The sequence below is a fragment of the Halomonas halmophila genome, from assembly GCF_006540005.1.
In the GTDB taxonomy this organism is placed as follows: Bacteria; Pseudomonadota; Gammaproteobacteria; order Pseudomonadales; family Halomonadaceae; genus Halomonas; species Halomonas halmophila.
Map to the genome: position 1 here is coordinate 1 of NZ_BJOC01000044.1, position 26834 is coordinate 26834.

28 protein-coding genes are annotated in these 26834 nt (G+C 66.4%); 21 read left to right on the forward strand and 7 right to left on the reverse strand.

Features of this window, described 5'->3' with window-relative positions; translation table 11 throughout:
* The 3 genes from HHA01_RS13395 to pgi all read left to right on the forward strand — a co-directional run.
* Nucleotides 1-445: pyruvate kinase alpha/beta domain-containing protein (locus HHA01_RS13395; protein WP_281285704.1), on the forward strand; the 445-nt coding region annotated here is incomplete at its 5' end.
* Entirely contained in the window at nucleotides 438-914 is a 477-nt protein-coding gene (locus HHA01_RS13400) for a methylglyoxal synthase (RefSeq protein ID WP_141321547.1), read from the forward strand. The genes HHA01_RS13395 and HHA01_RS13400, both read left to right, overlap by 8 nt.
* Before the next feature lie 33 nt (nucleotides 915-947).
* Complete coding sequence (pgi, locus tag HHA01_RS13405; RefSeq protein WP_141321549.1) at nucleotides 948-2555, forward strand: glucose-6-phosphate isomerase; 1608 nt, start codon at nucleotides 948-950, stop codon at nucleotides 2553-2555.
* Between the two features lie 17 nt (nucleotides 2556-2572).
* Here the strand turns inward: pgi and HHA01_RS13410 are convergent, their stop codons facing one another.
* The gene (locus HHA01_RS13410) at nucleotides 2573-2959 is read right to left on the reverse strand and encodes a fluoride efflux transporter FluC (RefSeq protein ID WP_141321551.1); all 387 of its coding nucleotides are present in this window, start codon (nucleotides 2957-2959) and stop codon (nucleotides 2573-2575) included.
* Entirely contained in the window at nucleotides 2956-3342 is a 387-nt protein-coding gene (gene crcB, locus HHA01_RS13415) for a fluoride efflux transporter CrcB (RefSeq protein WP_141321553.1), read from the reverse strand. Before crcB ends, HHA01_RS13410 begins: the two co-directional genes overlap by 4 nt.
* A 243-nt stretch (nucleotides 3343-3585) precedes the next feature.
* On the opposite strand from crcB, the gene HHA01_RS13420 reads away from it, so the two are divergent.
* Nucleotides 3586-5922 (forward strand): mechanosensitive ion channel domain-containing protein, encoded by a 2337-nt coding sequence (locus tag HHA01_RS13420; protein ID WP_141321597.1) that lies wholly within the window; start codon nucleotides 3586-3588, stop codon nucleotides 5920-5922.
* A gap of 233 nt (nucleotides 5923-6155) precedes the next feature.
* Here HHA01_RS13420 and HHA01_RS13425 read toward each other — a convergent pair whose 3' ends face one another.
* The 4 genes from HHA01_RS13425 to hemC are packed head-to-tail and all read right to left on the reverse strand — an operon-like array spanning nucleotide 6156 to nucleotide 10713.
* Complete coding sequence (locus HHA01_RS13425) at nucleotides 6156-7409, reverse strand: heme biosynthesis HemY N-terminal domain-containing protein (protein WP_141321555.1); 1254 nt, start codon at nucleotides 7407-7409, stop codon at nucleotides 6156-6158.
* Nucleotides 7406-8983: a uroporphyrinogen-III C-methyltransferase gene (locus HHA01_RS13430; protein ID WP_141321557.1), complete on the reverse strand. Its 1578-nt coding sequence runs from the start codon at nucleotides 8981-8983 to the stop codon at nucleotides 7406-7408. The genes HHA01_RS13425 and HHA01_RS13430 overlap by 4 nt, the downstream gene beginning before the upstream one ends.
* Nucleotides 8984-8989: 6 nt before the next feature.
* Nucleotides 8990-9781, reverse strand: coding sequence for a uroporphyrinogen-III synthase (locus HHA01_RS13435; RefSeq protein WP_141321559.1), 792 nt, complete (start codon nucleotides 9779-9781; stop codon nucleotides 8990-8992).
* Nucleotides 9781-10713 carry a hydroxymethylbilane synthase gene (gene hemC / locus HHA01_RS13440; protein WP_373862946.1) on the reverse strand — a complete coding sequence of 311 codons (933 nt, stop codon included), beginning with the start codon at nucleotides 10711-10713 and terminating at the stop codon, nucleotides 9781-9783. The genes HHA01_RS13435 and hemC overlap by 1 nt, the downstream gene beginning before the upstream one ends.
* Nucleotides 10714-10981: 268 nt before the next feature.
* On the opposite strand from hemC, the gene argH reads away from it, so the two are divergent.
* The 7 genes from argH to HHA01_RS13475 are packed head-to-tail and all read left to right on the forward strand — an operon-like array spanning nucleotide 10982 to nucleotide 17087.
* Complete coding sequence (argH, locus tag HHA01_RS13445; RefSeq protein WP_141321563.1) at nucleotides 10982-12385, forward strand: argininosuccinate lyase; 1404 nt, start codon at nucleotides 10982-10984, stop codon at nucleotides 12383-12385.
* A complete protein-coding gene (lptM, locus tag HHA01_RS15070; RefSeq protein WP_141321565.1) occupies nucleotides 12385-12552 on the forward strand; it encodes an LPS translocon maturation chaperone LptM in 168 nt (55 codons plus the stop codon). The genes argH and lptM overlap by 1 nt, the downstream gene beginning before the upstream one ends.
* Before the next feature lie 2 nt (nucleotides 12553-12554).
* Nucleotides 12555-13835, forward strand: a complete 1281-nt coding sequence (gene lysA / locus HHA01_RS13455; protein WP_141321567.1) for a diaminopimelate decarboxylase — start codon at nucleotides 12555-12557, stop codon at nucleotides 13833-13835.
* On the forward strand, nucleotides 13835-14668 hold the full coding sequence (dapF, locus tag HHA01_RS13460; protein ID WP_141321569.1) for a diaminopimelate epimerase: 834 nt from the start codon (nucleotides 13835-13837) through the stop codon (nucleotides 14666-14668). The genes lysA and dapF overlap by 1 nt, the downstream gene beginning before the upstream one ends.
* A gap of 37 nt (nucleotides 14669-14705) precedes the next feature.
* Nucleotides 14706-15422 (forward strand): DUF484 family protein, encoded by a 717-nt coding sequence (locus tag HHA01_RS13465; protein WP_141321571.1) that lies wholly within the window; start codon nucleotides 14706-14708, stop codon nucleotides 15420-15422.
* 4 nt (nucleotides 15423-15426) lie between these two features.
* Entirely contained in the window at nucleotides 15427-16341 is a 915-nt protein-coding gene (locus HHA01_RS13470; protein ID WP_141321573.1) for a tyrosine recombinase XerC, read from the forward strand.
* Nucleotides 16338-17087: an HAD family hydrolase gene (locus tag HHA01_RS13475; protein WP_246053912.1), complete on the forward strand. Its 750-nt coding sequence runs from the start codon at nucleotides 16338-16340 to the stop codon at nucleotides 17085-17087. Before HHA01_RS13470 ends, HHA01_RS13475 begins: the two co-directional genes overlap by 4 nt.
* A 143-nt stretch (nucleotides 17088-17230) precedes the next feature.
* On the opposite strand, the gene yihA is transcribed toward HHA01_RS13475, so the two are convergent.
* Nucleotides 17231-17851, reverse strand: a complete 621-nt coding sequence (gene yihA, locus HHA01_RS13480) for a ribosome biogenesis GTP-binding protein YihA/YsxC (protein WP_141321575.1) — start codon at nucleotides 17849-17851, stop codon at nucleotides 17231-17233.
* Nucleotides 17852-18028: 177 nt separating this feature from the next.
* Here yihA and HHA01_RS13485 point away from each other — a divergent pair, with 177 nt between their 5' ends.
* The 10 genes from HHA01_RS13485 to dtd all read left to right on the forward strand — a co-directional run bounded on the left by HHA01_RS13485 (nucleotide 18029) and on the right by dtd (nucleotide 26738).
* Entirely contained in the window at nucleotides 18029-18649 is a 621-nt protein-coding gene (locus HHA01_RS13485; protein WP_141321577.1) for a c-type cytochrome, read from the forward strand.
* Nucleotides 18650-18923: 274 nt separating this feature from the next.
* Complete coding sequence (locus HHA01_RS13490; RefSeq protein ID WP_141321579.1) at nucleotides 18924-19556, forward strand: thiol:disulfide interchange protein DsbA/DsbL; 633 nt, start codon at nucleotides 18924-18926, stop codon at nucleotides 19554-19556.
* 2 nt (nucleotides 19557-19558) lie between these two features.
* Complete coding sequence (locus tag HHA01_RS13495; protein WP_141321581.1) at nucleotides 19559-20374, forward strand: endonuclease/exonuclease/phosphatase family protein; 816 nt, start codon at nucleotides 19559-19561, stop codon at nucleotides 20372-20374.
* A gap of 146 nt (nucleotides 20375-20520) precedes the next feature.
* Nucleotides 20521-21081 (forward strand): TRAP transporter small permease subunit, encoded by a 561-nt coding sequence (locus HHA01_RS13500; protein WP_141321583.1) that lies wholly within the window; start codon nucleotides 20521-20523, stop codon nucleotides 21079-21081.
* Nucleotides 21081-22484 (forward strand): TRAP transporter large permease, encoded by a 1404-nt coding sequence (locus tag HHA01_RS13505; RefSeq protein ID WP_141321585.1) that lies wholly within the window; start codon nucleotides 21081-21083, stop codon nucleotides 22482-22484. The genes HHA01_RS13500 and HHA01_RS13505 overlap by 1 nt, the downstream gene beginning before the upstream one ends.
* Before the next feature lie 159 nt (nucleotides 22485-22643).
* Nucleotides 22644-23717 carry a TRAP transporter substrate-binding protein gene (locus HHA01_RS13510; protein WP_373862947.1) on the forward strand — a complete coding sequence of 358 codons (1074 nt, stop codon included), beginning with the start codon at nucleotides 22644-22646 and terminating at the stop codon, nucleotides 23715-23717.
* Between the two features lie 133 nt (nucleotides 23718-23850).
* Nucleotides 23851-24681, forward strand: a complete 831-nt coding sequence (gene thiD / locus HHA01_RS13515; protein WP_141321589.1) for a bifunctional hydroxymethylpyrimidine kinase/phosphomethylpyrimidine kinase — start codon at nucleotides 23851-23853, stop codon at nucleotides 24679-24681.
* A 95-nt stretch (nucleotides 24682-24776) separates the two neighbouring features.
* Nucleotides 24777-25622 carry a universal stress protein gene (locus HHA01_RS13520; RefSeq protein ID WP_141321591.1) on the forward strand — a complete coding sequence of 282 codons (846 nt, stop codon included), beginning with the start codon at nucleotides 24777-24779 and terminating at the stop codon, nucleotides 25620-25622.
* A gap of 76 nt (nucleotides 25623-25698) precedes the next feature.
* Nucleotides 25699-26265 (forward strand): chalcone isomerase family protein, encoded by a 567-nt coding sequence (locus HHA01_RS13525; protein WP_141321593.1) that lies wholly within the window; start codon nucleotides 25699-25701, stop codon nucleotides 26263-26265.
* A gap of 35 nt (nucleotides 26266-26300) precedes the next feature.
* The gene (gene dtd, locus HHA01_RS13530) at nucleotides 26301-26738 is read left to right on the forward strand and encodes a D-aminoacyl-tRNA deacylase (protein ID WP_141321595.1); all 438 of its coding nucleotides are present in this window, start codon (nucleotides 26301-26303) and stop codon (nucleotides 26736-26738) included.
* The last annotated feature ends 96 nt before the right edge of the window (nucleotides 26739-26834 follow it).

Below are 26834 nucleotides of genomic sequence, written 5' to 3' on the forward strand. Positions count from 1 at the left end.
TGTCGGCGCCGAGCGGGAGCGTATCGCCCAGGAGTCCGGTCACCGCATCCATGAGGGCTTCTCGCGGGTCGACGAGACCATTGCGCTGTCGGCCATGTATGCCGCCAACCACCTGGCCGGCGTGGCCGCCATCGTGTGCATGACCGCCTCCGGCTACACTCCCTTGATCGCCTCGCGGATTCGCTCGAAACTGCCTATCGTGGGCATGGCTCACAACCCGGTCGCCCAGCGGCGCATGGCGCTCTACCGGGGCGTGGTGTCGCTGCCCTTCGATACCAGCGAGATGGCCGCCGATGAACTCAACGACCAGGCCCTGCAGCGCCTGGTGGCCCAGGGCATTGCCGCGCCGGGCGACCACGTCATCCTGACACGCGGTGACCACATGAATGCTCATGGCGGTACCGATACCCTGAAGATTCTGGCCGTGGAGGCTCGCCATGCCTGATGCCCGACCACAACGCAATGTGCGCCGCACCCTGCCGGCCCGCAAGCGCATCGCCCTGATTGCCCACGACGGCAAGAAGGCCGAGCTGCTGGAATGGGCCGAGCGCTGGCGCGATAGCCTCGCCGGCCACGAGCTGATCGGCACCGGCACCACGGCCACCCGCGTCTCGAGCCAGCTGGGGCTGGCAGTCGAGCCCCTGATGAGCGGCCCCCTGGGCGGCGACCAGCAGATCGGCGCACGCATCGCCGAGCAGCAGCTCGACCTGCTGATCTTCTTCTGGGACCCCTTCTCGCCCCAGCCGCATGACCCGGACGTCAAGGCCCTGCTGCGCCTGGCCGCCCTGTGGAACATCCCGGTTGCCTGCAATGCCGCCAGTGCCGACTTCCTGATCAGCTCACCCAGGCTGAACGAGGATTACGAGATGAATGTGCCCGACGCCGGCAGTTGGGTCTCCACCCGCACGCCCTGACGACAACACCCCCACCTTCCGAGGACAACGCGCATGTTTCAGCTCACCCGCAGCGTCACCTGGCAAGCGTTGAAGCGACTCCAGGCCGAGACCGCCGGTGACCGCATCACCGATTACTTCAATGCCGATCCGCAACGCTTCGAACGCATGAGCCTGCGCGTCGGCGGCCTGTTTCTCGACTATTCCAAGCACCACATTTCCGATACCGTGCTCGGCACCCTGCTCGAGCTGGCCGACCACTCCGCCCTGGTGCAGCGTCGTGCCCAGATGTTCTCCGGCGACATCATCAACGTCACCGAAAACCGCCCGGTGCTGCACACGGCGCTGCGCAACCTGGGCGACGAGCCCCTGATGGTCGACGGCAAGGACGTGATGCCGGAGATTCACAGCACCCGGGAGCAGATCAAGCGCTTCTCCGAGGAAGTGCGCAGCGGCGAGTGGAAGGGCTACAACGGCCAGCGCATCCGCGACGTGGTCAATATCGGCATCGGCGGCTCCGACCTCGGCCCCAACATGGCCTGCCGCGCCCTGCTCAAGCAGCGCCATGCGGAGCTCAACTTCCACTTCGTGTCCAACGTCGATGGCACCCACATCCAGAAGGTACTCTCGCGCCTGGATCCGGCGACCACCCTGTTCATCGTCTCGACCAAGACCTTCTCCACTCAGGAAACCCTGCTCAATGCCAAGACGGCGCGGCGCTGGTTCCTGGAAAACGCCGGCGAGGATGCCGACGTGGGCGCCCACTTCGTCGCCGCCTCGACCAACCGCAAGGCAGCCATGGAATTCGGCATTCGCGAAGAGAACGTCTTCGAGTTCTGGGCCTGGGTCGGCGGGCGCTATTCCATGTGGTCATCGATCGGCCTGCCCATCGCCCTGTCCATCGGCTACGAGGGCTTCATGGAGATGCTCGAGGGCGCCCACGAGATGGACCAGCACTTTCTCAATGCGCCCAACGAGGCCAACATGCCGGTGCTGATGGCCCTGATCGGCATCTGGTACATCAACTTCCAGGGCGCCGAGACCCAGGCCATCGTGCCCTATGACCAGGCGCTGCATCAGCTACCGGCCTTTCTGCAGCAGCTCGACATGGAGTCCAACGGCAAGTCGGTGGACATCTTCGGTCACCCGGTGGACTACAAGACCGGCCCCATCGTCTGGGGGCAGACCGGCTCCAATGGCCAGCATGCCTTCTTTCAGTTACTGCACCAGGGCACCCGCTATGTGCCCATCGACTTCATTGCCTCACTGGAGCCGGAACCGGGGGTGGAGGACCATCACTTCGCGCTGCTGACCAACATGCTGGCCCAGGCCAACGCCTTCATGGAGGGAAGCCAGACCAGCCGCGACCTGGACCCCTACAGCTGCCCCGGCAACCGCCCCTCCAGCACCCTGCTGCTGGATGAGCTGACGCCGCGCAACCTGGGCGCGCTGATCGCCCTCTACGAGCACAAGGTATTCGTCCAGGGGGTGATCTGGAACATCAACTCCTTCGATCAATGGGGTGTACAGCTGGGCAAGCGCATCGCCGGCGAGATCAGCGAACGCATCGACGAACAGAGCCAGGACTTCGATGGCTCGACCCAGGGGCTGCTCAAGCTGGTGCGCGAACGCTTCCCGCACCACCGCGGCACCGCCGACTGAACCAGCGGGCCGGCCCCTCAGCGTGGTGTGCCGGCCCGCTGGCCCAGCCAGGCGGCTGCCAGCCACAATGGCACGCTGCCGGCACCATACAGCAGCGCCAGCCAGGGCCGGCCGCTCTGCAGCAGATAGAAGGTCTCCAGGCCGAACAGCGAGAAGGTGGTAAAACCGCCACACAAGCCGGCCACCAGCAACGGCTGCCAGCGCGCGGCATGCCCCTCGGGGCGGTGCCGGGCGCGCGCCGCGCAGGCCGCGATCAGCCAGGAACCGAGCAGGTTGACGATCAGGGTGCCCCACACGAAGGCACTGCCCCACAACCACCAGGCGCCCTGTGCCACCAGCAGCCGCAGCCCGGCCCCCAGACCGCTCCCCAACCCTACCGACAGATAGCCGCGCCAGTCGCTCATGCGCCACCTCCCAGCAGCCACCAGCCCAGACCCACTGCAGCCACTCCCGGCACCAGGGTGCCCAGGGTGTTGCCGCCGGCCTCCAGCCAGCGCCGCTGCTGCAACAGCGTCAGGGTCTGCAGGCTGAAGGAAGACACCGTGGTAAAGCCGCCCAGCACGCCGGCGGCCAGGAACAGCCAGTCGCTGCCGCTCGCGTGCGGCCAGTCGACAACCGCAGCCAGGGCACCGATGCCCAGCGCCCCGCTCAGGTTGACGACCAGGGTGCCCCAGGGGAACCGCGCCCCCCATCGATTGGCGGCCCACTCGGTCACGGCCAGGCGCGCCATGCCGCCCAGGCCACCACCCAGCACTACCAGCAGCCAATCCAGGGATTCATGAAACATGCTCGCCTCCTCTTGCGTATCTGGCATGCTAGCGACAGCGCCAAGGCGATGAAAGCCGTCGGCAAAGCGACGAACCCCGGCAAGACAGTAGAGTCTCAGGAGACGCACCACGGCCCGGTTGGCACAACGGCAAGCATGCCGCCAGCAAACCGGCATATGTTACGCTATGCCATCTTCCCTACATTGCCATTCATTGTTCCAGACATCGGAGGCTCCCGCGTGAGCAAGCCACGATTCCTCCCCATGCTCCTCGGCTGGCTGCTGATCGCCCTGGTGGCGTTCGCCGGACCCGCCCTGGCGCAATCAACGGACCCGGGGGCCAGCGCGCCGGCCAATGCGACGCTGGCCGACATGCTCGAGAACCCAGACACTCGCCAGCAGCTGATCGACCAGTTGCGTGGCATGGCCGAGGCGCAGGAGACGCAGGAGGCCTCGCCGGCAAGCGAGCAGGCCAGCAACGGCACGGCACCGCCGGTCGAGAAGCCCTCGCTGCCTCGCCAGCTGGCCGAGATGACCAGCGGCATCGCCGGCAACATCGGCCAGCAGGTCGGCTCGCTTTATGCCAGCCTGGTCGGCCTGTTCGCCGCTGGCTCGGATGCCGCCTCGATCGACTTTGGCCTGGTGCTCAGTGCCAGCCTCAACCTGGGGCTGGTGATCCTCGCCACCTTCGCGCTCTTCCTGCTGATTCGGCGCCTGGGTCGGCCGCTCTTCGCCCGCCTGAGCCTGTGGTCGATGCATGGCCCGGCCCTGCAGCCCATGCTGCGGCTGGTCATCTGCGTCGCCCTGGCGGCCCTGGTGGACATCCTGGTCGTCGCCCTGGCCTATGTCGGCGGCAACATGGTGGCCACCTTCGTGGTCGGCGCGAGTGGCGAGCTGACCACGCGCGCCTCGCTGTTCCTCAATGCCTTCCTGGTCATCGAGCTGCTCAAGGCCGGCGTACGGATGCTCTTTGCCTCGCGCTATGAGGGCCTGCGCCTGCTGCCGATTGCCGCCCCGGATGCTTCCTACTGGAACCGCTGGATCGCACGCCTGATCGGCCTGGCCGGCTACGGGCTGATGGTCGTGGTGCCGCTGGCCAGCGCCTATCTGTCGCCGGCGCTGGGGCAGAGCCTGGGCACCCTGATCATGATCGGTGCCTTCATCTATGCCGTGGCCGTGGTCCTGCGCAACCGTCGCAAGCTGGCCGATGCCCTGCAGCGGCAGGCCGCCCGGAGCAGCCTGCCGGTCACTCGCGTGGGGCTCACGCTGTTGGCGCGCATCTGGCACCTGCTGGCCATTGCCTACTTCTTCATGGTGCTGGTGCTGACACTCACGCGGCCCGCCGATGCCCTGCCTTTCGTGCTCATCGCCACCCTGCAGACGCTGGCCACGGTGCTGGTGGGCCTGGGTGTCTCCAAGCTGCTGAACCAGACCATCGGCCGGCGCATCTCGCTGTCGGATGAGCTGCGTCGCAAGCTGCCGCTGCTCGAGGTGCGTCTCAACGCCTATGTGCCCAAGGCTCTCAAGGTCATCCGTACCATCCTGCTGATCGTGGTGGTGATGGTCGTGCTGAATGCCTGGCAGGTCTTCGACATGGCGGCCTGGTATGCATCAGAGGCCGGTCGCCACCTGGTCGCCAAACTGCTCAGCGTGTCCGTCATCCTGCTGGTGGCACTGGCCGCCTGGCTGGCACTGGCCAGTATGATCGAGCACAAGCTCAATCCGGCCACCGGTGGCGGCGAACCTTCCAGTCGCGCCCAGACGCTGCTGTCGCTGTTCCGCAATGCCCTGGCCATCACCCTGCTGACCGTAACCATCATGGTGGTTCTGGCGGAGATCGGCATCAATATCGGGCCCTTGATTGCCGGCGCCGGTGTTCTGGGCCTGGCCATCGGCTTCGGTGCCCAGAAGATGGTTCAGGACATCATCACCGGCGTGTTCATCCAGATCGAGAACGCCCTGAATGTCGGCGACGTGGTCACCGTCGGTGGTATCACCGGTACCGCCGAACGCCTGAGCATCCGTTCGGTGGGACTGCGCGACCTGAGCGGCACCTATCACATCGTGCCTTTCTCCAGTGTCGACACCGTCTCCAACTACATGCGCGAGTTCGCCTTCCATGTGGGTGAATACGGTATTGCCTATCGCGAGAACATCGATGAGGCCATCGAGGCCCTGCAGACGGCCTTCAACGACCTGAGCGAGGACGACGAATACAAGGGCGAACTGCTCGAGCCGCTGGAAGTCGCCGGCGTCATCGCCCTGGCCGACAGTTCGGTGAACATCCGGGTGCGCATCAAGACCAAGCCCGGCATGCAATGGGCAGTGGGTCGTGCCTACAACCGCCTGGTCAAGTATCGCTTCGACGAAGCCGGTATCGAGATTCCCTTCCCGCATACCACACTGTACTTCGGCGCGGACAAGGAAGGCGGAGCGCCACCCGCCAACCTGCGCATCATGCAGGAGAACTTCACCATCGATGGCGGTCCAGCCGGACAGCCCAAGCACCCCGAGGCACCGGACAACACGAACACGCAAGTACCGCGAGAAGTCCACAATCAAGACGACGATGGCGGGGTCGGCACCCCCGGCAGCAACTAAGCCGCTCGCCACGCCGCTGCGGCGGCGTGGTCCTGCCATCACTGCCACCGATCAGAGCCGCCCACGGGCGGCTCTTTTCATGTCGGGACGGGTGAGGGGTGAGGGGTGAGGGGTGAGGGGTGAGGGGTGAGGAGAGCGTAGGGGAGGACGCTGCCAACGAAAACGGGGTGACCCTGAGGCCACCCCGCTGAGGTGTGATGCATGCCGGGCGCCTTGCCCGGCAGCGCCGCGAATCAGGACGCCTTGCGCTTGCTGCGCGACAGCCTGTCTTCCGGCTCGGTGGGTTGCGGCAGGGAGGGCAGCGACTTGTCGAGCAGGTCGACGCTCTGCCGATAGTAGAGCTGGCTCTTGTTGTGCTCGCCGAGGCTGGCATAGAGGCGCGCCAGTTCGGCACATACCACGCCGCTGGGGCGCTGGCGATGGCTGGACTCGAAGTACTCCTGCGCCTTGCCCCAGTAGGCATTGCGCAGCGACAGCCGCCCCAGGGTGAGCAGCAGGTCGGGGTCGTTGGGTCGCTCCTGCAGCCACTTCTCGGCCACCACCAGCTGGCGCGCCGCTTCCACGTCGAGCAGCCCGTAGCGCAGTACCAGCCGACTGTCCCAGTGCTCCTTGAGCGCCTGGCGCAGAAGGCGTTCGGCCATGGCCTGCTCGTTGCCACGCACCAGGGCTTCGGCGTAGAGCACTACCAGGTCGACATTACTGCGCAGATGGTCCGGCATATCGGCCCACAGGGTGCGCACCTGCTCGATCTCGCCGCCCTCGCGGGTCTGCTGGGCGATCAGCTCGCGGTAGGCCTGCAGCTCGAGCTGGTCACGCTCTTCGCGGGAGATCAACTGCTGGGCCCCCAGGCGAGGCATCAGGCGACGTAGGCCATCCCAGTCGCTGATGCTGATGTAGACCTGCTTGAGCTGCTTGAGCACCTGAGGGTGGTTGGGCAGATGACGGTCCAGGCGTGTCAGGATGGCCAAGGCCTCTTCGTACTGCTGACGGTCCAGCATCAGCTGGGCCTGCATCATGCCCACGGCGGTATCCGCCCCCTCGGTACTCAGGTGCGCGCGCTTGAGCAGGGTGTCGGCCTGCTCGTAGCGCCCCTGATAATGGGCGGCCAGGGCGGCGGAGAGATAGTTGACCAGCGGGGTGCTGGAATCATCCGCCGCCTTCACCAGCGACTTCTCGGCCCGCTTCCAGCGCCCCTCGGCCAGGGCCACCAGGCCGCGCACCGTGCGGCGCATGGCGCTGCGATTGCGCGACCGGCTGCTCCAGCCCTTGAGGCGACTGACCGGGCGCGACAGACGCATGAGCAGGCGCAGCAGAAAATGCAGCACCACGAAGGCACCCAGCAGCAACACCAGCCCGAACCAGAAGGTCGTCTGGTAGGAGGTATCGCCGACCCGCACCAGCCAGTATCCGGGGACCGACATCATCAGCTGGCCGAGCAGCGCCCCGAACGCGAGGCCGACGACAATGATCAGAATCAGCTTTCTCATGCCTCGCCTCCCTGACTGCTGCTGGCCCGACCGTTGTCACCCTGACCACCGCGGTTCGATTCGAAGCGGTTCTGGATAAACTCCTGCAAGGCCTGCTGGGAGCCGCTGATGTCCGGCAGCTTCGGGCGAATCTGCGTGCCCTTCAGCTCCTCGAGTTTCGACACCACGCCCTGAACACCGCTGTCATCGGTGTCATAGTAGCCTTTGATCAGCTTGAGAAGCTTGTCCAGCGTGGCATCGAAGAGCTGCTGATCTTCCTTGAGCAGTGCCAGCTGGACCTGCTCGATCACCAGACGCACGCTCTGGCGCAGATAGGACTCCTGTTCCGGCGAAATCAACGCTTCCAGGGCCTCGTCATGCTGGCGCACCGTAACCAGGTCCTTGAGCTCCTGGCCTATCGTCGACAACTGATCCTTCCAGCCACCATCGGGCGCTTCCTCGAGCGACGCATCTCCCGTGGTTTCCTCGACAGCCTGTGCCAGGGGACGACCGGCGATCTGTTCCTGGAGTGCGTTCAGGGTCAGGAACAGGCCGGTACGGTCGACGCTGGGCACCGAACGCAGCGCGGCCAGCTCCGAGGCGATTTCACGACGCACCGGCATCAGGGCGGGGTTGTTCGCTTCCTTGAGGCGTTGATCCGCCGTGCGCAGCAACGCGGCGGCGCCTTTAACGTCACGCTCCAGCTGCAGGCGCTGATTGGCCAGGCGCAGCAGATACGCCGCCTCGGCATGCAGCCATTCACGCTCATCGGTGTCCTGCTGCTGCGACAGCTGCTTGAGCACCTGATCGAGGTTGGCATTCACGTCGCTGCGGTAGGCCTCGAAGTCCTCGCGCAGCGACGCCACCGTTGATTTGCGAGCGCTCTGCACGCTCTGCAGTTGGCTGGCGAGCTTGTCCACCTGTGCCTGGGTCGCAGGTTGTGCGGGCATCTCGGCGAGGCTCTGCTGCTGAGACTGCAGGCGTTGCCAGCCCAGCCAGCCGAACACCGCGACCGCAATGGCCAGCACGATCACCAGCACCAGCGCCAGCGCACCGGCCTTGCCGCCCTTGCTGGCCCCGCCTGGCTGGCCGGAGCCGGAGCCGCCGCCACTGCCACCGGACTGGCCGGCGGCCTTGCCACTGGCAGCCTGGCTGCTGCCGGGCTTCTTGCCGCCGGAGGATGTCGCCTTGCCGGTCTCCTTATTGCCACCGGCGGCAGAAGCGGCGGAACTCTTGCCGGCCTGCCCCTTGCTGTCCTGTGCCTTGCTGTCCTGTGCCTTGCTGTCCTGTGCCTTGACGGCCTCCGACGCCGCACTGGACGCCTCGGCCTGGCGGTCCCCGTCAGACGCGGCGGTGCCCTGGCTTTCGCTGCCCTGCCCGGCCGTCGTCACGGCCTCGCCGGCCGGCGCGCTGTCAGCCTGATGCTGGGCGTTGCTGGAACTCCCCTTGCCGCGCCGACGCGAGCGCCGTGACGCTGAGCCGCTGGCCTTGCCGGCATCATCCGACTGAGGTTGCGCCGTCCCTGCATCGGCACCGCCCTGGGCGTCGCCGGAGGGCGCCTGCTGTTCATCCTGATCCTGTGATTGCTTGCTCATCTGTCGCTAGCCCTTTTCGAGATCGTCATGATCGACATCGGCTTCCTCCGGGTCCCGGGCCCGTTCCACAGCGGCCGCGAGAGCGGCGGGTGTGGCGCCCGATGCCACGACGGGAACACGAAACCCCAGTTTGCCGGCCAGTGTAGCCAACCTGTGACTGGATACGATTAACGGTTGGTCCAAGGCGGTAGGCGAACACCATCTTGCCAGATGTTGGAGAATTTCTCCGCTACTCACCACCAAGGCATGAAAATTCCCCTCTCGCAACCGCCGCTGAAAGGCCGCAGACGGTTCGAGCAGTCGGCGCCGGTACACGGCCAGGTGCGTCAACCGGGCACCGCGCTCGGCCAGGGTATCGGCCAGCAGGGTGCGTCCGCCCTGTCCGGTCACCAGCAGAATACGTTGTGCCTGGAGATCCTGCAGCGTTGACAGCGTCAGCAGCGCCTCGCTGGAATGCTCGCGCGCGGCGGTCGGCACATGCACCCGGACACCCAGCGCCTCATACAGGGCCGCGGCCGTGCTCGGCCCCACCGCGTAATAGGTAACACCGACCGGCAGCTGTGGCCAGTAGTGCTCGATGGACTCGGCCAGGCATTGCGCCGCGAAAGGGCTGGTGACGACCACACGCTCGAACTGGTCGAGGTCCAGCCAGGCATTGCGCATCGCCTGGGTTTCCGGCAAAGCCTCCAGCGCCATGACCTCGCCGTGTTCGACGTCATGTCCCAGCCCGCCGATCGCCTCGGCCAGGGGGGCGGCCCGCGTGCCCGGGCGACAGATCAACACCGGCGCCCTATCCATCAGCCAGCGCCATATACCTCGGCGAGAATGTCGCCGGCGCCCTGGTCGAGGAGTTCCTCGGCCACGCGAATGCCCAGCGCTTCCGGCTCGTGGACCGACCCCCGCCCCTCGGAGCGCAGCACCTCGGTCCCCTCGGGGTTGCCGACCAGGGCGCGCAGCCAGAGTGTCTGTCCATCCTGGTCAAAGACGGCATGGCCAGCGATGGGCACCTGACAGCCGCCCTCGAGGCGTGTGTTCATGGCGCGTTCGGCACGCACCCGCGTCGCCGTATCGGGGTCATCGAGCGGCGCCAGCAGGTTGATCAGCTCGGCATCGTGCATGCGGCACTCGATGCCCAGGGCGCCCTGGCCGCAGGCCGGCAGGCAGATCTCGGGCGGCAGCTCCTGGGTGATGCGCTCGCCCAGCCCCAGCCGCTTGAGGCCCGAGGTGGCCAGCAGGATGGCGTCGAAGTCGCCGGCGTCGAGCTTGCCGAGCCGCGTCTGCACATTGCCGCGCAGGCTGAGGATCTCCAGGTCGGGGCGCCGCTCGCGCATCTGCAAGCCGCGACGCAGGCTGGAGGTACCGACCCGCGCCCCTTCCGGCAGGTCATCCAGCGTCGCGTAGTGCCGGGAGATGAAGGCATCCGTGGGCTCGGCCCCGGCCAGAATCACCGACAGGCCGAGGCTCTCGGGAAACTGCATGGGCACATCCTTCATGGAGTGCACGGCGATGTCGGCCCGGCCGTCCAGCATGGCTTCCTCGAGCTCCTTGACGAACAACCCCTTGCCGCCCACCTTGGCCAGCGGCGTATCCAGGATCTGATCGCCACGCGTCGACAGGGGCACGAGTTCCACCTGCAGCTCCGGATGGACCTCCATCAAGCGGTCACGAACATATTCGGCCTGCCACATGGCCAACTGACTCTTGCGAGTGGCAATACGCAGCGTCTGCATGGCTTGCACCTGGTTCCCCTGTACCGGTTTGCGGGTCGCGGCGAGACCACGATCGTGTCCGGTGGTGATGAGATGATTTTCCTGCATCATAAAGTACCGCAAGGATCAGGAAAAATCGCCGCCCACTCGACCGGGCAGTTGCGCGCGCCCCTCGCCTGTCCCACCGACTCTGGTACACTTTCGCCATAGTCCCAATGTCCAGTCATCCAGGGGCGGCCGCGGATCGCCGACGGCGCCACTTCCGAACAGTCAGCAGGATGTCAGCCCGATGAGCCACACCACCAATCAATCCTGGGGCGGCCGCTTCAGCGAACCCACCGATGCCTTCGTCGCCCGCTTCACCGCCTCGGTCGATTTCGACCGCCAACTGGCCCTGCACGACATCCAGGGCTCGCGTGCCCACGCCACCATGCTGGCTCGCGTCGGCGTGCTCAGCGAGGACGAGCGCGACACCATCCTGGGCGGGCTGGATGACGTGGCGGCCGATATCGAGGCCGGCACCTTCGAATGGTCGGTAGAGCTCGAGGACGTGCACATGAACGTCGAGGCGAGCCTGACCGAGAAAATCGGCATCACCGGCAAGAAGCTGCACACCGGCCGCTCGCGCAACGACCAGGTCGCCACCGACATCCGCCTCTTCATGCGCGACGCGATCGATAATGTTGCCGGCGAACTGGCGCGCCTGCGCGAAGGCCTGATTGACCTTGCCGACCGCGAGGCCGAGACCATCATGCCTGGCTTCACCCACCTGCAGTCCGCCCAGCCGGTGACCTTCGGTCATCACCTGCTGGCCTGGCAGGAAATGCTGGCCCGCGATCACGAACGGCTGCTCGACTGCCGCCGCCGCGTCAATGTGCTGCCGCTGGGCGCCGCTGCCCTGGCCGGCACCACCTACCCCATCGACCGCCATGTGACCGCCGAGCTGCTGGGCTTCGAGCGCCCCGCCGAGAATAGCCTGGATGCCGTCAGCGACCGCGACTTCGCCATCGAGTTCACCAGCTTCGCCAGCCTGCTGCTGATGCACCTGTCGCGCATGAGCGAGGAGCTGGTGCTGTGGACCAGCGCCCAGTTCGACTTCATCGACCTGCCGGACCGCTTCTGCACCGGCTCGTCGATCATGCCGCAGAAGAAGAACCCGGACGTGCCGGAACTGGTACGCGGCAAGTCCGGCCGCGTCTACGGCCACCTGATGAGCCTGCTGACACTGATGAAGTCGCAGCCGCTGGCCTACAACAAGGATAACCAGGAGGACAAGGAGCCGCTGTTCGATACCGTCAGGACGGTGCAGGACTGCCTCAAGGCGTTCGCCGACATGGTGCCGGCCATCGAGGCCAAGTCGGCCAACATGTTCGAGGCGGCCCGCCAGGGCTTCTCCACGGCCACCGACCTGGCCGACTACCTGGTGCGCAAGGGCGTGGCCTTCCGCGATGCCCACGAGATCGTCGGCCAGTCCGTGGCCCACGGCCTGCGCGAGGGCCGCGACCTGTCGGAGATGAGCCTCGAGGAGCTGCAACGCTTTTCCGACACCATCGAGCAGGATGTCTTCGAGGTGCTGACCCTGGAAGGCTCGGTGGCCGCCCGCAACCACATCGGCGGCACCGCCCCCGATCAGGTGCGTGCCGCCGCCCAGCGTGCGCGTGACGGCCTGGCCGCCTCGGGGAGCACGGGCTGATGGCACGACTCCTCCCTCTTGCCCTGTTGATGATGCTCGCCCTGAGCGCCTGCGGCCAGAAGGGCCCCCTCTACATGCCCGAGGACCAGGCTGCCGGCGAGCACCAGCCGGACACCGCATCCGACGCAACGACGCCCGACGAGACCGCCGACGAGGAAGGCCGCTAGACATGGATCATTTCGAGTACCGCAACGGCGTGCTGCACGGCGAAGACGTCGACCTCGGCCAGGTCGCCGAGGCCTACGGCACGCCCTGCTACGTCTACTCGCGCGCGACCCTGACGCGCCACTTTCGTGCCTATACCGAAGCACTGGGCGGCCACCCACACCTGATCTGCTACGCCATCAAGGCCAACTCCAACCTGGCCGTGCTCGACCTGCTGGCTCGCCTCGGCGCCGGCTTCGACATCGTCTCGGTGGGCGAGCTCGAGCGCGTGCTGGCCGCCGGTGGCGACCCGGCCAGGGTGGTCTTCTCCGGCGTCGCCAAGCAGGAAAACGAAATGGCCCGCGCCCTCGAGGTGGGCATCAAGTGCTTCAACGTCGAATCCCGCGCCGAGCTGGATCGCCTCAACGCCGTGGCCCGTGGCCTCGGCCGGGTGGCGCCGGTCTCGCTGCGCGTCAACCCGGATGTCGACGCCGGCACGCACCCCTATATTTCCACCGGCCTGAAGGACAACAAGTTCGGTATCCCGGTGGACGAGGCCTTCGAGGTCTACCAACATGCCGCCTGCCTGGAGCACGTCCAGGTCGCCGGCCTGGATTGCCACATCGGCTCCCAGCTGACCGAGGTCGCGCCCTTCCTGGACGCCCTGGATCGCCTGCTGACCCTGCTCGAGCGCCTTCGCGAGGTGGGCATCGAGGTGGATCACCTGGATCTCGGCGGCGGCCTGGGCGTGCCCTATCAGGGCGAGAATCCCCCGCAGCCGTTCGACTATGCCAGCGCCCTGCTCGAGCGCCTGTCGCGCTGGCCGGGCAGCGAGCGCCTGACGCTGCTGTTCGAGCCGGGCCGCTCGATCGCCGCCAATGCCGGCGTGATGCTGACCCGCGTGGAGTTCCTGAAGCCGGGCGAGACCCGCAACTTCGCCATCGTCGACGCCGCCATGAACGACCTGATCCGCCCCTCGCTGTATCAGGCCTGGCAGGCGATCCTGCCGGTGGACACCCGCCAGGCCCGCGACACCCGGACCTATGATGTGGTCGGCCCGGTGTGCGAGACCGGCGACTTCCTCGGCAAGGACCGCCAGCTGGCGATCGCCCCCGGCGACCTGCTGGCCGTGCGCTCCGCCGGCGCCTACGGCTTCGTCATGGCCTCCAACTACAACAGCCGGCCCCGGCCACCCGAGGTGATGGTGGACGGCGAGCAGATGCACCTGGTGCGCCGCCGCGAACGCCTGGAGGAACTCTGGGCCGGCGAGGCGACGCTGCCAGCCGAGGGAGGAGACGCCAGCTGATGTTGCTGCAGTTCACCAAGATGCACGGCCTGGGCAACGACTTCATGGTGGTCGACCTGGTCACCCAGCGCGCCCGCCTGCGTGACGAGCAGATCCGCGAGCTGGCCGACCGGCGCTTCGGCATCGGCTTCGACCAGTTGCTGGTGGTCGAGCCGCCCCATGACCCGGACATGGATTTCCGCTACCGCATCTACAATGCCGATGGCAGCGAGGTGGAAAACTGCGGCAACGGCGCGCGCTGCTTCGCCCGCTTCGTGCTCGACCAGCGCCTGACCCACAAGCGCGAGGTTCGCGTCGAGACCGCCGGCGGACCACTGACGCTGGTGGTTCAGGACGACGAACGGGTGCGCGTCGACATGGGCCGGCCGCGCTTCGAGCCTCGCGACGTGCCCTTCGAGGCCGACCGTGACCGCCTGCAGCATGACCTGGATGTCGGTGGACAACGCCTGCAGGTCGGCGTCGCCTCGCTGGGCAACCCGCACGCCGTGCTGCGTGTCGATGACATTCAGCGCGCGCCGGTGGCGACCCTGGGGCCGGCCATCGAGGCCCATGCGCGCTTTCCCAGGCGCGTGAACGCCGGCTTCATGCAGATGGTAACGCCCCACGAGATCCGCCTGCGGGTCCACGAACGCGGCGCCGGCGAGACCCTGGCCTGCGGCACCGGCGCCTGTGCCGCCGTGGCCTGCGGCATTCGCCAGGGGCTGCTGGAAAGCCCGGTGACGGTGCACCTGCCCGGCGGGTCGCTGACGGTCGAGTGGCCGGACCCGGACGCCCACCTCGTCATGACCGGCCCTGCCGAGCGGGTCTATGAAGGGCGCGTGCCCATCAGTTGAACGCTATGCTGGAATTATCACTCAGGAGAGCCCCGCCATGACCCGAGCCGCCCCAGAGCCGCGCAAGACCCTGGACCCGGATGTGGTCGCCCAGTGGCTGGCCCGCCATCCCGACTTCTTCGTCGGCCGCGAGGGCCTGCTGCAACAGCTGCGCGTTCCCCACCCCGAGGCCCGCGGCGCCACCTCGCTGCTCGAGCGCCTGGTCGCCGACCTGCGCGGCCGCGCCGAACATGCCGAAGGCCGTCTCGAGCAACTGCTGGATTCCGCCCGCCACAACGAGACCCAGTACCGGCGCACCCGCGAACTCATCCTGGCGCTGCTCGAAGCCGAGGACACCGACGCCCTAGGGCAGGCCCTGGCCACCCAGCTCAACGAACATTTCCAGACGCCGGCCGTGGCGCTGTGGTGCTCGCCCACGCTGACCGACGCCGAGCCGCAGGCCCCCCAGCCGCCTCGACATGTGCTGGATGATCACACGGCCCAGCGTCTCGCTGCCCTGCTCGAGGACCGCTCCAGCCGCTGCGCGCGACTGACGCGCTCCGACTGGCAGCGTCTGCTGCCGCACGTGCCGGTTCCCGAGAAAAGCGGCTCCTGCGCCATCACGCGCCTCACGGTGGGCGAATCCTGGGGCTACATGGTGCTCGCCAGCCCGACCCAGGACCACTTCCGCGCCAGCATGGACACCCTGTTCACCGAGTACGTCGGCGACGTGGTGGCCAGACGACTGGTCCAGCTCACGCCGGGGTACCGCTAGGCTCATGGCGGCAGCAGCGAACGTCGCGCAGGAAGTCGCGACCTTTATCACCCAGCTCGGCCAGCACCTCAGCCCGGCCACCGTGGAGGCCTACCAGCGCGATCTGGCCGCGCTGCTGGAATTTCTCGACCACCACCGCATCGGCGATCCTGGCGCGGTGGATGCCGCCCTGATACGCCGCTTTCTCGGCGGCGAACGCAGCCGCGGACTGGCGCCGCGCAGCCTGGCAAGACGCCGCGCCGCCCTGTCGCGCTTCGCCGAACACCTGATGACCCAGGGCCACCTGGATCACAACCCGGTGGCGCTGGTGCGCACGCCGCGCGTGGCACGCGACCTGCCCCGCCCGGTGGATGTCGATGCCCTGGCGCAGTTTCTCGACACACCGCATGACGGCTCGCCACTGGCCTGCCGTGATCAGGCCATGCTGGAACTCTTCTACTCCAGCGGCCTGCGGCTCGCCGAGCTGGCCGCCCTCGACCTGGACGACCTGCACGCCCAGCGCGTGCGCGTCCTCGGCAAGGGCCGCAAGCCCCGTCAGGTGCCCGTGGGCCGGCGTGCCGATCAGGCCCTGACCACCTGGCTCTCGCTGCGCAGCGCCCTGGCCGCCGAAGGCGAGCGCGCCCTCTTCGTCGGCGCCCGCGGCAATCGCCTGGGGCACCGCGCCATTCAGCAACGCCTGCGCCGGCTCGCCGTCACCCGCGGGCTCAGCGAGCACCTGCACCCGCATCGCCTGCGCCACTCCTTCGCCAGCCACCTGCTGGAGTCCAGCCAGGACCTGCGCGCCGTTCAGGAGCTGCTCGGCCATGCCAACCTCTCGACGACCCAGGTCTATACCCGACTCGACTGGCAGCACCTGGCCGCCGGCTATGATGCCGCCCACCCGCGCGCCCGACGCCGACGCGACAACGACGAATCATGATGCCAACCACACCGCGCCTGCGCGCCCTGACCTTCGACCTGGACGACACCCTCTGGGACAACCAGGGGGTCATGAGCCGCACCGAAGCGGGCCACTACGCCTGGCTCGACGACCAGCTGGCCGCCTGGCTGGCGCAACATCCCGGCGAGCACCGGCGCTTCTCCGATGTCATCTCCATCGAGCGCTACCAGGCCCACCGCCAGCAGCTCGCCCGCCAGAACCCACTGCGCCGCGGCGACTTTACCTGGATTCGCGAACGCGCCCTGGTCGAGCTGCTGGAAGCCTTCGGCCTGTCGCGCACCTCGGCCTGGCTCTGGGCCGCGCTGACCATGCCGCGTTTTCATGCCTGGCGGCTGCAAGTCTCGCCCTACCCGGAAGTCGAACCGCTGCTGCAGTCGCTGACACGTCAATATCGCCTGGCCGCCATCACCAACGGCAACCTGGCCTTCCACCGGCTGGATCTGTCGCGCCACTTCGAAGTGATCATCGCCGCCGGCGAGATGCCCGCCCCCAAGCCGGATGCCCGGCCCTTCCTGGCGACTCTCGGCCGCCTCGGCGCCAAGCCCGCCGAAACCCTGCACGTGGGCGACTCCTGGAAGGAAGACGTGCTGCCCGCCATCCGCCTCGGCATGCACGCCGCCTGGATCGCCCCGCACGCCGAGCCCGACCCCACGCTGCCCGAAGGCGTACACCAACTGTCGCACGTGCGCGAGTTACCGGCGCTGCTGGCGAAGCTGGGGCGTTAGGGAAACGCTGAATAAATCGCCTAGCATAGTGAAGCGCAAGGCGCACGGAGCGCAGAAAGCGAGACATAACAAATAGTTAGGCGAGCTTTCGAGTACCGCGCAACGCCGCGATTTGCATGCGCAGGCATTTAAGCAGTGTTTCCTTAGTCGGTAGGCGCTGTGCTCTCCAGCCAGTCGTCCAGGCGAGAGTGAAGTTCCTCGATGCCCTGTTTCTTGAGTGAGGAGAACAGCTGAATGGAGACCAGGTCTTCCCACTCGCGGAGCTGGGAGCGGACCTGCTGCAGGGCGTTCTTGGCGGCGCCGCTTTTCAGCTTGTCGGCCTTGGTCAGCAGGATGTGTACCGGCATGTCCTGTTCGTCGGCCCAGCCGAGCATGGTCTGGTCGAACTCGGTGAGCGGATGACGCACGTCCATCAGCAACACCAGGCCGCGCAGGCTGGTGCGGCGCTGCAGGTAGTCCGAGAGGTGGCGCTGCCACTCCATCTTGACCGCGTCCGGCACCTTGGCGAAGCCGTAGCCGGGCAGGTCGACCAGACGCCGCTCGGTGTCGTCGCCCAGGGTGAAGAAGTTGATCATCTGGGTGCGACCCGGGGTCTTGGAGGTACGTGCCAGGGCCTTCTGGCGGGTCATGACGTTGATGGCACTGGACTTGCCGGCGTTGGAGCGACCGGCAAAGGCGACTTCGGCCCCGGTATCGGACGGGCACTTCGCCAGCGTGGGCGCGCTGGTGAGAAATCGGGCGGCCTGGTAGTTAAGTCGCGACATGACGAATCCTGGGGTTGGTCGGGAAAAGCGTGAAAGGCTGTCGTTTCCGCATTTCGGGAGCTCCGTTATACTCCAGACGTGAAGGTCGGCATATAATAAGGATCGGCGACGCCGGACGAGGATTATATCACTCGGTTTGTGTCGGCGACGACTCGACAATGGCCTGGTGGATTCGCGATGAGACAGCTACTGGCAAGCCTGGTCACACTCTTGGCCATCGGCAACCTCGCGGTGGCGGACACGTCGGCGGAAGTGGATATCGAAGCGGGGCGTGCCAAGGCGCAACCCTGTGCCGCCTGCCACGGCCCGACGGGCCTCAGCCCGAGCGGCATGTTTCCGCACCTGGCGGGCCAGCAGGCGAGCTATCTGGTCAAGCAGATGAAGGATATCCGCGAGGGGCGGCGCGAGGTCGCGCAGATGGCCGGCCAGCTGGATGATTTCTCCGATCAGGACATCCGCAACGTTGCCGCCTTCTACGCCGATCAGCCGCCACCGTTGGGCCAGGCCGACCCGGACGAGACACTGGTGGAGCGCGGCCGCGCGCTGTACCGTGCCGGCGACCTGGACGAGCGCATTCCCGCCTGCAGCGCCTGCCACACACCCACCGGCGGTGGCATCGGCAGCGCCGCCTACCCGGCCGTGGCGGGTCAGCACCCCGAGTACACCATCGCCACCCTGCAGGCCTTTGCCGAGGGCAGTCGCGACAATGACCCCAACGGCATCATGCGCGATATCGCCGCCAAGCTCAGCGAGGAGGACATGCGGGCGCTGGCCAATTATCTGTTGGGGCTACATTGAGGAAACACCACTTGAATGCCTGCGCATGCGACTCGCTTCGCTATAGCCGCCATCCGTGGCGGCTACCCTACGGGCCCGTCTAAAGACGGTTCAAATTCGCTCCCGGCGAATTTGTACGCGGTGCTGGTGCGCCAGCCCGGTCGCAAGCTCGCCTGACGGTTTTCCGGGGAACCCAGTGGCCCGCCTGCCATCCAAGGGCTCTGTACGCTCGCCAACCATGCCCTCATGATGGCAGAGTCGTGCCATCCACCGAATGCAAGGAGAGATCCGCCTCATGCTCAAGTCATTGATGATTGCCCTGGCCGGCCTCGGCCTGTCGACCATGGCCGCCGCCGCCACGATCGAGGAGGGGCAGGACTACAAGGTGCTCGACGAGCCGGTCAAGACCCATGTCGAGGACGGCAAGATCGCGGTCACCGAGGCCTTCTGGTATGGCTGCCCGCATTGCTACAACCTGGAAGAGCCCCTCAATGCGTGGGTCGAGGAGCTGCCCGAGGATGTGGTCTTCGAGCGCATGCCCGCCACCATGGGCGGCGCCTGGAACCGTCACGCCACGGCCTTCTACGCGGCCAGGGAGCTGGGCATTCAGGAAGAACTCCACACCGATTTCTTCAACGCCATCCACCAGGACGGCCGCGAGCTCACCGAGTCCGAGGCCATTGCCGACTTCTTCAGTAACTATGGCGTCAGCCAGGACGAGGCACTGGAGGCGCTGGATTCCTTCGGCGTGAAGAGCCAGGTCAACCAGGCCCATGCGCGGATGCGCAACATGCAGCTGATGGGCGTGCCGGCGCTGGTCGTCGATGGCCGTTACGTGGTCACCTCGAGCCTGGCCGGCAGCCTGGACAACATGCCGAAGATCGCCGAGGCGCTGGTCGAGAAGGTACGTGCGGAGCAAGCGGAATAACCATGACCGCTTCTCTTGCCGCGGCGGGCTGGCCGGTCCTCGAGGCCGGCCACCTCAAGCTGCTGACCTTCAACCTGCAGGTCGGCATCCAGACCTCGGCCTACCATCATTACCTGACGCGCGGCTGGCAGCATTTCCTGCCGCACCCGCGCCGACTCAAGCGCCTGGACATGATCAGCGATGTGCTGAGTCGCTTCGACGTCGTCGGTCTCCAGGAGGCCGACGGCGGCAGTTTCCGCTCGGGGCGCATCAATCAGGTGGAGTATCTGGCCAGCCAGGCGGGCTTTGCCCACCATTACCAGCAGCTCAACCGCAATCTCGGACACCTGGCCCAGCACAGCAATGGGCTCCTGTCGCGTCTGGTCCCGCAGCGTATCGAGGAACACCACCTGCCCGGCCCCATGCCCGGCCGCGGTGCGATCCACGCGCGCTTCGGCGACGGCCCGGATGCCCTGCACCTGTTCGTTGCGCACCTGGCCTTGAGCCATCGGGCGCGGGTGCGCCAGCTCGATTATCTCAGCGAGCTGGTCCAGCCGTTACGTCATGTGGTGGTCATGGGCGACCTCAACTGCACACCGGATCAGTTGCATGCGCACCGGCGGTTTCGCGACTCCCTGCCGTTGCATCCCGTGCGCCCCCCACTGAGCTACCCTTCCTGGCAACCGCGCCGAGCCCTGGATCACATCCTGCTGTCGGACTCGCTGGAGGCGGATCACGTCGAGGTGCTGGAGCACCTGTTCTCCGACCACCTTCCGGTGGCCATCGACGTGCGCTTGCCGGATGCCTGCCGCGATACGCTGCTGGCACGTTCTGCCTAGGGCGACCCGCCAGGCTCGATGGCGAGGGACCTTATACCAATGTCGGCGCCATGCGCCTGACAGCACCGCGCCCTTTACCGTATAGTTCCCGGTGATTGCATCCGCCCGCGCCGTGGCGGTACCACTGACTGCCCAGCGAGAATTCCATGTCACACACCCGCGAGTTGCCGGGCCCCCTCGCCCGCCTGGACCGCCTCTCCGAATGGCTCGGGCGAAGCCTGTCCTGGCTGGTCCTGGCCATGATGCTGATCCAGTTTCTGATTGTGGTCCTGCGCTATGCCTTCAGCATCAACAGTATTGCCATGCAGGAATCGGTGATGTACTTACACGCCACCGTGTTCATGCTGGCCGCCTCCTACACGCTGCGCCATGACGGCCATGTGCGCGTCGATATCTTCTATCGCGGCATGTCGACCAGGGGCAAGGCGTGGGTCGACCTGCTGGGCACATTGCTGCTGCTGATACCGGTGATGGTCTTCGTGATTCTGACCAGCCTGGGCTATGTCGGCGCCTCCTGGGCGATTCTCGAGGGTTCACCCGACTCCGGCGGCATACAAGGCGTCTTCCTGCTGAAGACGCTGATTCCCGCCTTTGCCGGCCTGATGATCCTGCAGGGCCTGGTCGAAGCCGGGCGTAATACCTTGATCCTGACGGGGCGCATCGACCCCGATGCCGAGTCCCCTGAGCAGCGCGAGGAGCACCTGTGATGTTGGAGTTCATGCCACTGGTGCTGTTCGCGGTGATCTGCACTGTCTTGATGTTCGGCTATCCCGTCGCGCTGTCGCTGGCCGGTACTGCCCTGGCCTTTGCCGGCATGGGCCTCGGCCTGGAGTCCATGGGCATCGATGCCAATTTCGATGGCAGCTACCTGTTCGCCCTGCCCAACCGCCTGTACGGCATCATGACCAACCAGACCCTGCTGGCGGTGCCACTGTTCGTGCTGATGGGCGTGTTGCTGGAGAAATCGAAGGTCGCGGAAACCCTGCTGGATGCCATGGCGCTGCTGTTCGGTTCCCTGCGCGGCGGTCTGGGCATCTCGGTGACCCTGGTCGGCATGCTGCTGGCCGCCTCGACCGGTATCGTCGGCGCCACCGTGGTGACCATGGGCCTGATGTCGCTGCCGACCATGCTCAAGCGCCAGTACAGCCCTTCACTGGCGACCGGCACCATCTGTGCCACCGGTACCCTGGGCCAGATCATCCCGCCGTCCATTGCGCTGGTATTGCTCGGTGATGTGTTGTCCTCGGCCTATCAGCAGGCGCAGCTCTCCATGGGTATCTTTAGCCCCAAGACGGTCTCGGTGGGTGACCTGTTCATGGGGGCGTTGGTACCCGGGTTGATCCTGGTGGTGCTGTATATCCTCTATGTCGCCGCCATTGCCTGGCTCAAGCCCAGTGCTGCACCTGCCGTCGACCGGGAAGAACTGATGGAAGAGCTCGGCCATCGGAGCGGCCTCGGCTGGCTGCTGCTCAAGGGGCTGGTGCCGCCCATCACCTTGATCGTGATAGTACTGGGATCGATCCTGGGGGGCTTTGCCACACCGACCGAAGCCTCGGCGGTGGGGGCCTTCGGCGCCATGATGCTGGCCCTGGCCTATCGCCGCCTTGACCTCGAGACACTTCGGGCCGTCATCCGTTCGACCACCAACGTGACCACCATGGTCTTCATGATCCTGATCGGCGCGGCGCTGTTCTCGCTGGTGTTCCGCGCCTACGGCGGCGAGGAACTGATTACCCACCTGTTCGAGAGCATGCCCGGCGGCGTGGTCGGCGCGACGCTGGTCGTCATGCTGGTGATCTTTCTGCTGGGCTTCATTCTCGATTTCATCGAGATCACCTTCGTGGTGGTGCCCATCGTCGGGCCGATCCTGCTGGCCATGGGCCTAGATCCGGTCTGGCTGGGCATCATGATCGCCATCAACCTGCAGACCTCCTTTCTGACGCCGCCCTTCGGCTTCGCGCTCTTCTATCTTCGCGGCGTGGCGCCGGACTCCGTGGCCACTTCCTCGATCTACCGCGGCGTGCTGCCGTTCATCCTGCTGCAGCTGAGCATGCTGGTAGCCCTGGCGTTCTTTCCGGAACTGGCAACCTGGCTGCCCGACCAGTTCTGATATATCAACCCGGCAAGCGTGTATGCCGGGTTGATAGCATCGAAAGTGGTATAGCAGGTTCCGTACGCAGACAGGCTATAGTGTGCGGGAAAGGTTGAATTGATCCATCAGCAACAACATCAACAAAGGGACATTCACATGCAACCGAAAGCACTCGTCATGGCCATGGCCGGCGTCAGCATGGCGCTGGCGGCCGGCACCACCCAGGCCCAGGAAACCTTCGAGTGGAAGCTGGTTACCTCCTGGCCGAAGAACTTCCCCGGGGTCGGCCAGGGGCCCGAGCGCCTCGCCAAGCTGGTCGAGGACATGTCCGACGGCCGGCTGCAGATCGAGGTCTTCGGGGCCGGCCAGCTGGTGCCCGGGTTCGAGGTCTTCGATGCCGTCTCCGAGGGCACCGCCGAGATGGGCCACTCCGCGTCCTACTACTGGAAGGGCAAGGCCCCGGCCGCCCAGTTCTTCGCCGCGGTGCCCTTCGGCATGAATGCCCAGGAGATGAATGCCTGGCTGCACTATGGCGGTGGCCTGGAGCTGTGGAACGAGCTCTACGACCAATTCGGCCTCGATGTCATGGCCGCGGGTGCCTCAGGCGTGCAGATGGGCGGCTGGTACAACGAGGAAATCAACTCGGTCGACGACCTCGACGGCCTCAAGATGCGCATGCCGGGGCTCGGCGGCGAGGTCATGAGCCGCATGGGGGTGGCCATCGTCAACATGCCGGGCGGCGAGATCTTCACCTCCCTGCAGTCCGGCGCCATCGACGCTACCGAGTGGATCGGGCCCTACAACGACCTGGCCTTCGGCCTGCATCAGGCAGCGGACTATTACTACTATCCGGGCTGGCACGAGCCGACCGTGATGTTCGAGGCCATCGTCAACGAAGAGGCCATGGCCTCCCTCCCGGCGGACCTGCAGGCCATCCTGAAAACCGCCGTGCGTGACGTGAACCAGGATGTCCTCGACGAGTACACCGCGCGCAACAACGACGCCCTGCAGACCTTGATCAACGAGCACGACGTGGAGCTGCGCCGCCTGCCGGATGATGTCCTGGCCGAGGCCAAGAAGCACTCCGCTGACGTGGTCGCCGAGCTGGCCGAGTCCAGCGAGATGGCCGGCAAGATCTACGAGTCCTACCGGGCCTTCCAGGACAAGGTGGAGAGCTACCACGCCATCTCCGAGCAAGCCTACTACAACGCCCGAAACCCAAAGGGCGATACCACCAGCAGCAGCGAATAATGCCATCTGCGGCATGATCGCTCGTTCCGGGGCCACGCTTGCGTGGCCCCTTTGCGTCGGCATGGCTGTCACCCGTCTGCATGCAGTATGCTGAGGGACTCCGCGTCCCTTACCAGCAGCCAGACGACTCGACATGCCAGCCTCGAAGATGCTTCCCAATACCTTGACCATCGCCGGCTCCGACCCTTCCGGCGGCGCCGGCCTGCAGGGCGACATCAAGACCCTGTCCGCGCTGGGCACCTACGCCACCAATGTCATCACCGCCGTGATCGCCCAGAACACCCGCGGCGTGGCGCAGGTACATCCCGTGCCCGCCAGCGCCATCGGCGAGCAGCTCGACAATCTGCTTGAGGATGTGCGCATCGATGCCGTGAAGATCGGCATGGTCGCCAGCCGCGAGGTGGCCGAGACCATCGCCGAGGCGCTGCGTCGCCAGCGTCCGCGCTGGATCGTGCTCGACCCGGTCATGGTCGCCAAGAGCGGCGATATCCTGGTGGACAATGCCGGCATTGCGGCGGTGCGCGAGGTGCTGGTTCCGCTGGCCGATGTGATCACGCCCAATCTGCCGGAAGCCGCGGTACTGCTGGGCAGCGACATACCGACCAGCACCGAGGCCATGCACGCCATGCTGCCCGGCCTGCAGTCCCTGGCGGCCCCTTATGTGGTGCTCAAGGGCGGCCACCTGCGCGGGGAAGCCTGCCCGGACCTGCTGGCCACGCCCCGCGACAGCGCCTGGCTGCCGGCGCCGCGCATCGATACCGATAACCTCCACGGCACCGGCTGTGCGCTGTCCTCGGCCATCACCGCTCACCTGGCGCAACTGCCGCAGGACGCCGGCCATGACGCCATCGTCAGCGCCATCGGCGAGGCCAAGCAGTGGCTTCACCAGGCCCTGGACGCCAGTCACCGCCTGAAGGTGGGGCACGGCCGCGGGCCGGTGCATCACTTCCATGCCTGGTGGTAAACCGCAATAACGTGCCGGCGTGAGCCAGGCGACTTGCGCGGGGCGCCGGGGGCGCCCATCCTGAAGGTCTCCCCCGGCATCATGAGGGCTGTGCCATGTCCCGCACCCTGCTGTTCGCCTGCGACCTCTCCGCCGAGAACCGTGCCGCCTTCGCCCGTGCCATTCGCCTGGCCAATGACAGTGGCGCGCGCCTCGATATCGTTCATGTACTCGACCCCTACCTGCCCAGGCGAGTCCTGCATGACCTGGAAGAAGCCGTGGTGGCCGACATCACGGCGACCTTCACGGATATCCGCGAGGACTATGCCCTGGCCGAGCCGGCCAGCCTGATCCAGACCGTGACCGGCGCGCCCTATGCCGAGATCATCCGCGAGGCCCACGAACGCGATGCCGACATGATCATCCTCGGCGCCCACCGCAAGCGCGGTCAGCCGGACCTGGTGCACGGCACGACCCTCGCCCGGGTACTGCGCAGCGCACCCTGCCCGGTGCTGTCGGTCAGCCAGCCGGCCAATCGCGACTGGAACGACATCCTGGTACCCATCGACTTCTCGCTGACCTCGCGCCACACCCTGCGCGAGACCCTGAAACGCTTCCCCGAGAGGCGCCTCACGCTGCTGCATGCCTGGAACATCCCCGGCGAGCGTGAACTTGGCTCGGACACCCGCTATGCACGCTGGCGTGACCGCGAGATCGAAGGCCTGAAGCGCCATCTGGATCAGGAAACCGAGCAGTTGATGGCCGAACTCGATCAGGTGCCGGAGCTCAGTCTGGAACTGCAGCAGGGTGATCCGCTCGAGGTGCTGATGACCCAGCTGCGGCGCCAGTCGCCGGACCTGCTGGCGCTGGGCAGCCGCGGCCAGCTGGGCCGCCACAGTCAGATCACCGAGCGCCTGCTGGCCGAGCCCCATTGCGATATCATGCTCTGCCGGCCCTGGTAGACCGCTGGCCCGGGCTGTCATCATGGCGCCGTGATCAGGCGCCTGTTTGCCTGTCCGTCCATCTTCCGGAGGCACCATGCCGAAGCTGCGCCGCCTTGTCGTCACCGTCCTGACCACCGCCCTGATGCTGGTCGCCCTGCCCGCGCTGAGTGTCGAGGTCGAAGGCGTCCAGTTCGACGAGACCGTCGAGGTCGACGGCCAGCGCTATGCATTGATCGGTCACGGGCTCTTCCGCTACATGGTCTGGGATGCCTATGCCGGGGCCTATTATCAGGCCGAGGGCTTTCCCCGGCCGGCGCCGCAGTCGCGCGATGTGCCGAGGCGTCTGGCGCTCGACTACTTCCATGCCATCGAGGCGGCCGACTTCGCCGAAGTCACCCGCGATACCCTGGGCGATCAGTTGAGCGAGGCGGATTTCGCCGCCCTGGCCAACGCGCTGAATGACTTCAACACCCACTACCGCAGCGTCGAGCCCGGCGACCGCTATGTGCTCGGCTGGGACGGCGAGCGCCTGACCCTGGCGCTGAATGGCGAGACACTTTACGCCAAGGCCGAGCCCGCGCTGGCCAACGCCCTGTTCGGTATCTGGCTGGGCCGGACCCCCCTGGGCGAGGGCTTTCGCGACGACCTGCTCGGCCGCTGACCTCACTGGATTCACCCGCGATACCGGAGCCCCGCATGAAAGCCCTGATTCAACGTGTTCGCCACGCCCGTGTCGAAGTCGATGCGCAGTGCGTCGGCGCCATCGAGCATGGCCTGCTGGCACTGATCGGCGTCGAGCGGGGCGACGATGAAGCCCGGGCCGACCGGCTCCTCCACAAGCTACTGCATTACCGCGTGTTCGCCGATGATGATGGTCGCATGAACCTCAACCTGCAACAGGCCCACGGCGGCCTGTTGCTGGTCTCGCAGTTCACCCTCGCCGCCGACACCCACAAGGGCCTGCGGCCCGGCTTCTCCAGCGCCGCCGCCCCGGAGGAAGGCGAACGCCTGTTCGGCTACCTGCTCGACCGCGCCCGCGCCACCTGGCCCGACACCGCCACCGGCCGCTACGGCGCCGACATGCAGGTCAGTCTCACCAACGACGGCCCCGTGACCGTGATGTTGGAGACCTGAAGGAAGAGGGAAGAGGGAAGAGGGAAGAGGGAAGAGGGAAGAGGGAAGAGGGAAGAGGGAAGAGGGAAGAGGGAAGAGGGAAGAGGGAAGAGGGAA

Excerpts from the sequence above, each read along its gene's own strand:
- HHA01_RS13420 (WP_141321597.1), top strand. The coding sequence starts at position 3,586 with ATGCTCCTCGGCTGGCTGCTGATCGCCCTGGTGGCGTTCGCCGGACCC.
- HHA01_RS13430 (WP_141321557.1), bottom strand. The coding sequence starts at position 8,983 with ATGAGCAAGCAATCACAGGATCAGGATGAACAGCAGGCGCCCTCCGGC.
- HHA01_RS13470 (WP_141321573.1), top strand. The coding sequence starts at position 15,427 with ATGGCGGCAGCAGCGAACGTCGCGCAGGAAGTCGCGACCTTTATCACC.
- HHA01_RS13525 (WP_141321593.1), top strand. The coding sequence starts at position 25,699 with ATGCCGAAGCTGCGCCGCCTTGTCGTCACCGTCCTGACCACCGCCCTG.
- dapF (WP_141321569.1), top strand. The coding sequence starts at position 13,835 with ATGTTGCTGCAGTTCACCAAGATGCACGGCCTGGGCAACGACTTCATG.
- dtd (WP_141321595.1), top strand. The coding sequence starts at position 26,301 with ATGAAAGCCCTGATTCAACGTGTTCGCCACGCCCGTGTCGAAGTCGAT.
- HHA01_RS13490 (WP_141321579.1), top strand. The coding sequence starts at position 18,924 with ATGCTCAAGTCATTGATGATTGCCCTGGCCGGCCTCGGCCTGTCGACC.
- pgi (WP_141321549.1), top strand. The coding sequence starts at position 948 with ATGTTTCAGCTCACCCGCAGCGTCACCTGGCAAGCGTTGAAGCGACTC.
- HHA01_RS13435 (WP_141321559.1), bottom strand. The coding sequence starts at position 9,781 with ATGGATAGGGCGCCGGTGTTGATCTGTCGCCCGGGCACGCGGGCCGCC.
- HHA01_RS13495 (WP_141321581.1), top strand. The coding sequence starts at position 19,559 with ATGACCGCTTCTCTTGCCGCGGCGGGCTGGCCGGTCCTCGAGGCCGGC.
- thiD (WP_141321589.1), top strand. The coding sequence starts at position 23,851 with ATGCCAGCCTCGAAGATGCTTCCCAATACCTTGACCATCGCCGGCTCC.
- HHA01_RS13400 (WP_141321547.1), top strand. The coding sequence starts at position 438 with ATGCCTGATGCCCGACCACAACGCAATGTGCGCCGCACCCTGCCGGCC.
- hemC (WP_373862946.1), bottom strand. The coding sequence starts at position 10,713 with ATGCAGACGCTGCGTATTGCCACTCGCAAGAGTCAGTTGGCCATGTGG.
- lptM (WP_141321565.1), top strand. The coding sequence starts at position 12,385 with ATGGCACGACTCCTCCCTCTTGCCCTGTTGATGATGCTCGCCCTGAGC.
- HHA01_RS13465 (WP_141321571.1), top strand. The coding sequence starts at position 14,706 with ATGACCCGAGCCGCCCCAGAGCCGCGCAAGACCCTGGACCCGGATGTG.
- HHA01_RS13485 (WP_141321577.1), top strand. The coding sequence starts at position 18,029 with ATGAGACAGCTACTGGCAAGCCTGGTCACACTCTTGGCCATCGGCAAC.
- HHA01_RS13505 (WP_141321585.1), top strand. The coding sequence starts at position 21,081 with ATGTTGGAGTTCATGCCACTGGTGCTGTTCGCGGTGATCTGCACTGTC.
- HHA01_RS13475 (WP_246053912.1), top strand. The coding sequence starts at position 16,338 with ATGATGCCAACCACACCGCGCCTGCGCGCCCTGACCTTCGACCTGGAC.
- yihA (WP_141321575.1), bottom strand. The coding sequence starts at position 17,851 with ATGTCGCGACTTAACTACCAGGCCGCCCGATTTCTCACCAGCGCGCCC.
- HHA01_RS13410 (WP_141321551.1), bottom strand. The coding sequence starts at position 2,959 with ATGAGCGACTGGCGCGGCTATCTGTCGGTAGGGTTGGGGAGCGGTCTG.
- argH (WP_141321563.1), top strand. The coding sequence starts at position 10,982 with ATGAGCCACACCACCAATCAATCCTGGGGCGGCCGCTTCAGCGAACCC.
- HHA01_RS13520 (WP_141321591.1), top strand. The coding sequence starts at position 24,777 with ATGTCCCGCACCCTGCTGTTCGCCTGCGACCTCTCCGCCGAGAACCGT.
- lysA (WP_141321567.1), top strand. The coding sequence starts at position 12,555 with ATGGATCATTTCGAGTACCGCAACGGCGTGCTGCACGGCGAAGACGTC.
- HHA01_RS13425 (WP_141321555.1), bottom strand. The coding sequence starts at position 7,409 with ATGAGAAAGCTGATTCTGATCATTGTCGTCGGCCTCGCGTTCGGGGCG.
- HHA01_RS13500 (WP_141321583.1), top strand. The coding sequence starts at position 20,521 with ATGTCACACACCCGCGAGTTGCCGGGCCCCCTCGCCCGCCTGGACCGC.
- crcB (WP_141321553.1), bottom strand. The coding sequence starts at position 3,342 with ATGTTTCATGAATCCCTGGATTGGCTGCTGGTAGTGCTGGGTGGTGGC.
- HHA01_RS13510 (WP_373862947.1), top strand. The coding sequence starts at position 22,644 with ATGGCCATGGCCGGCGTCAGCATGGCGCTGGCGGCCGGCACCACCCAG.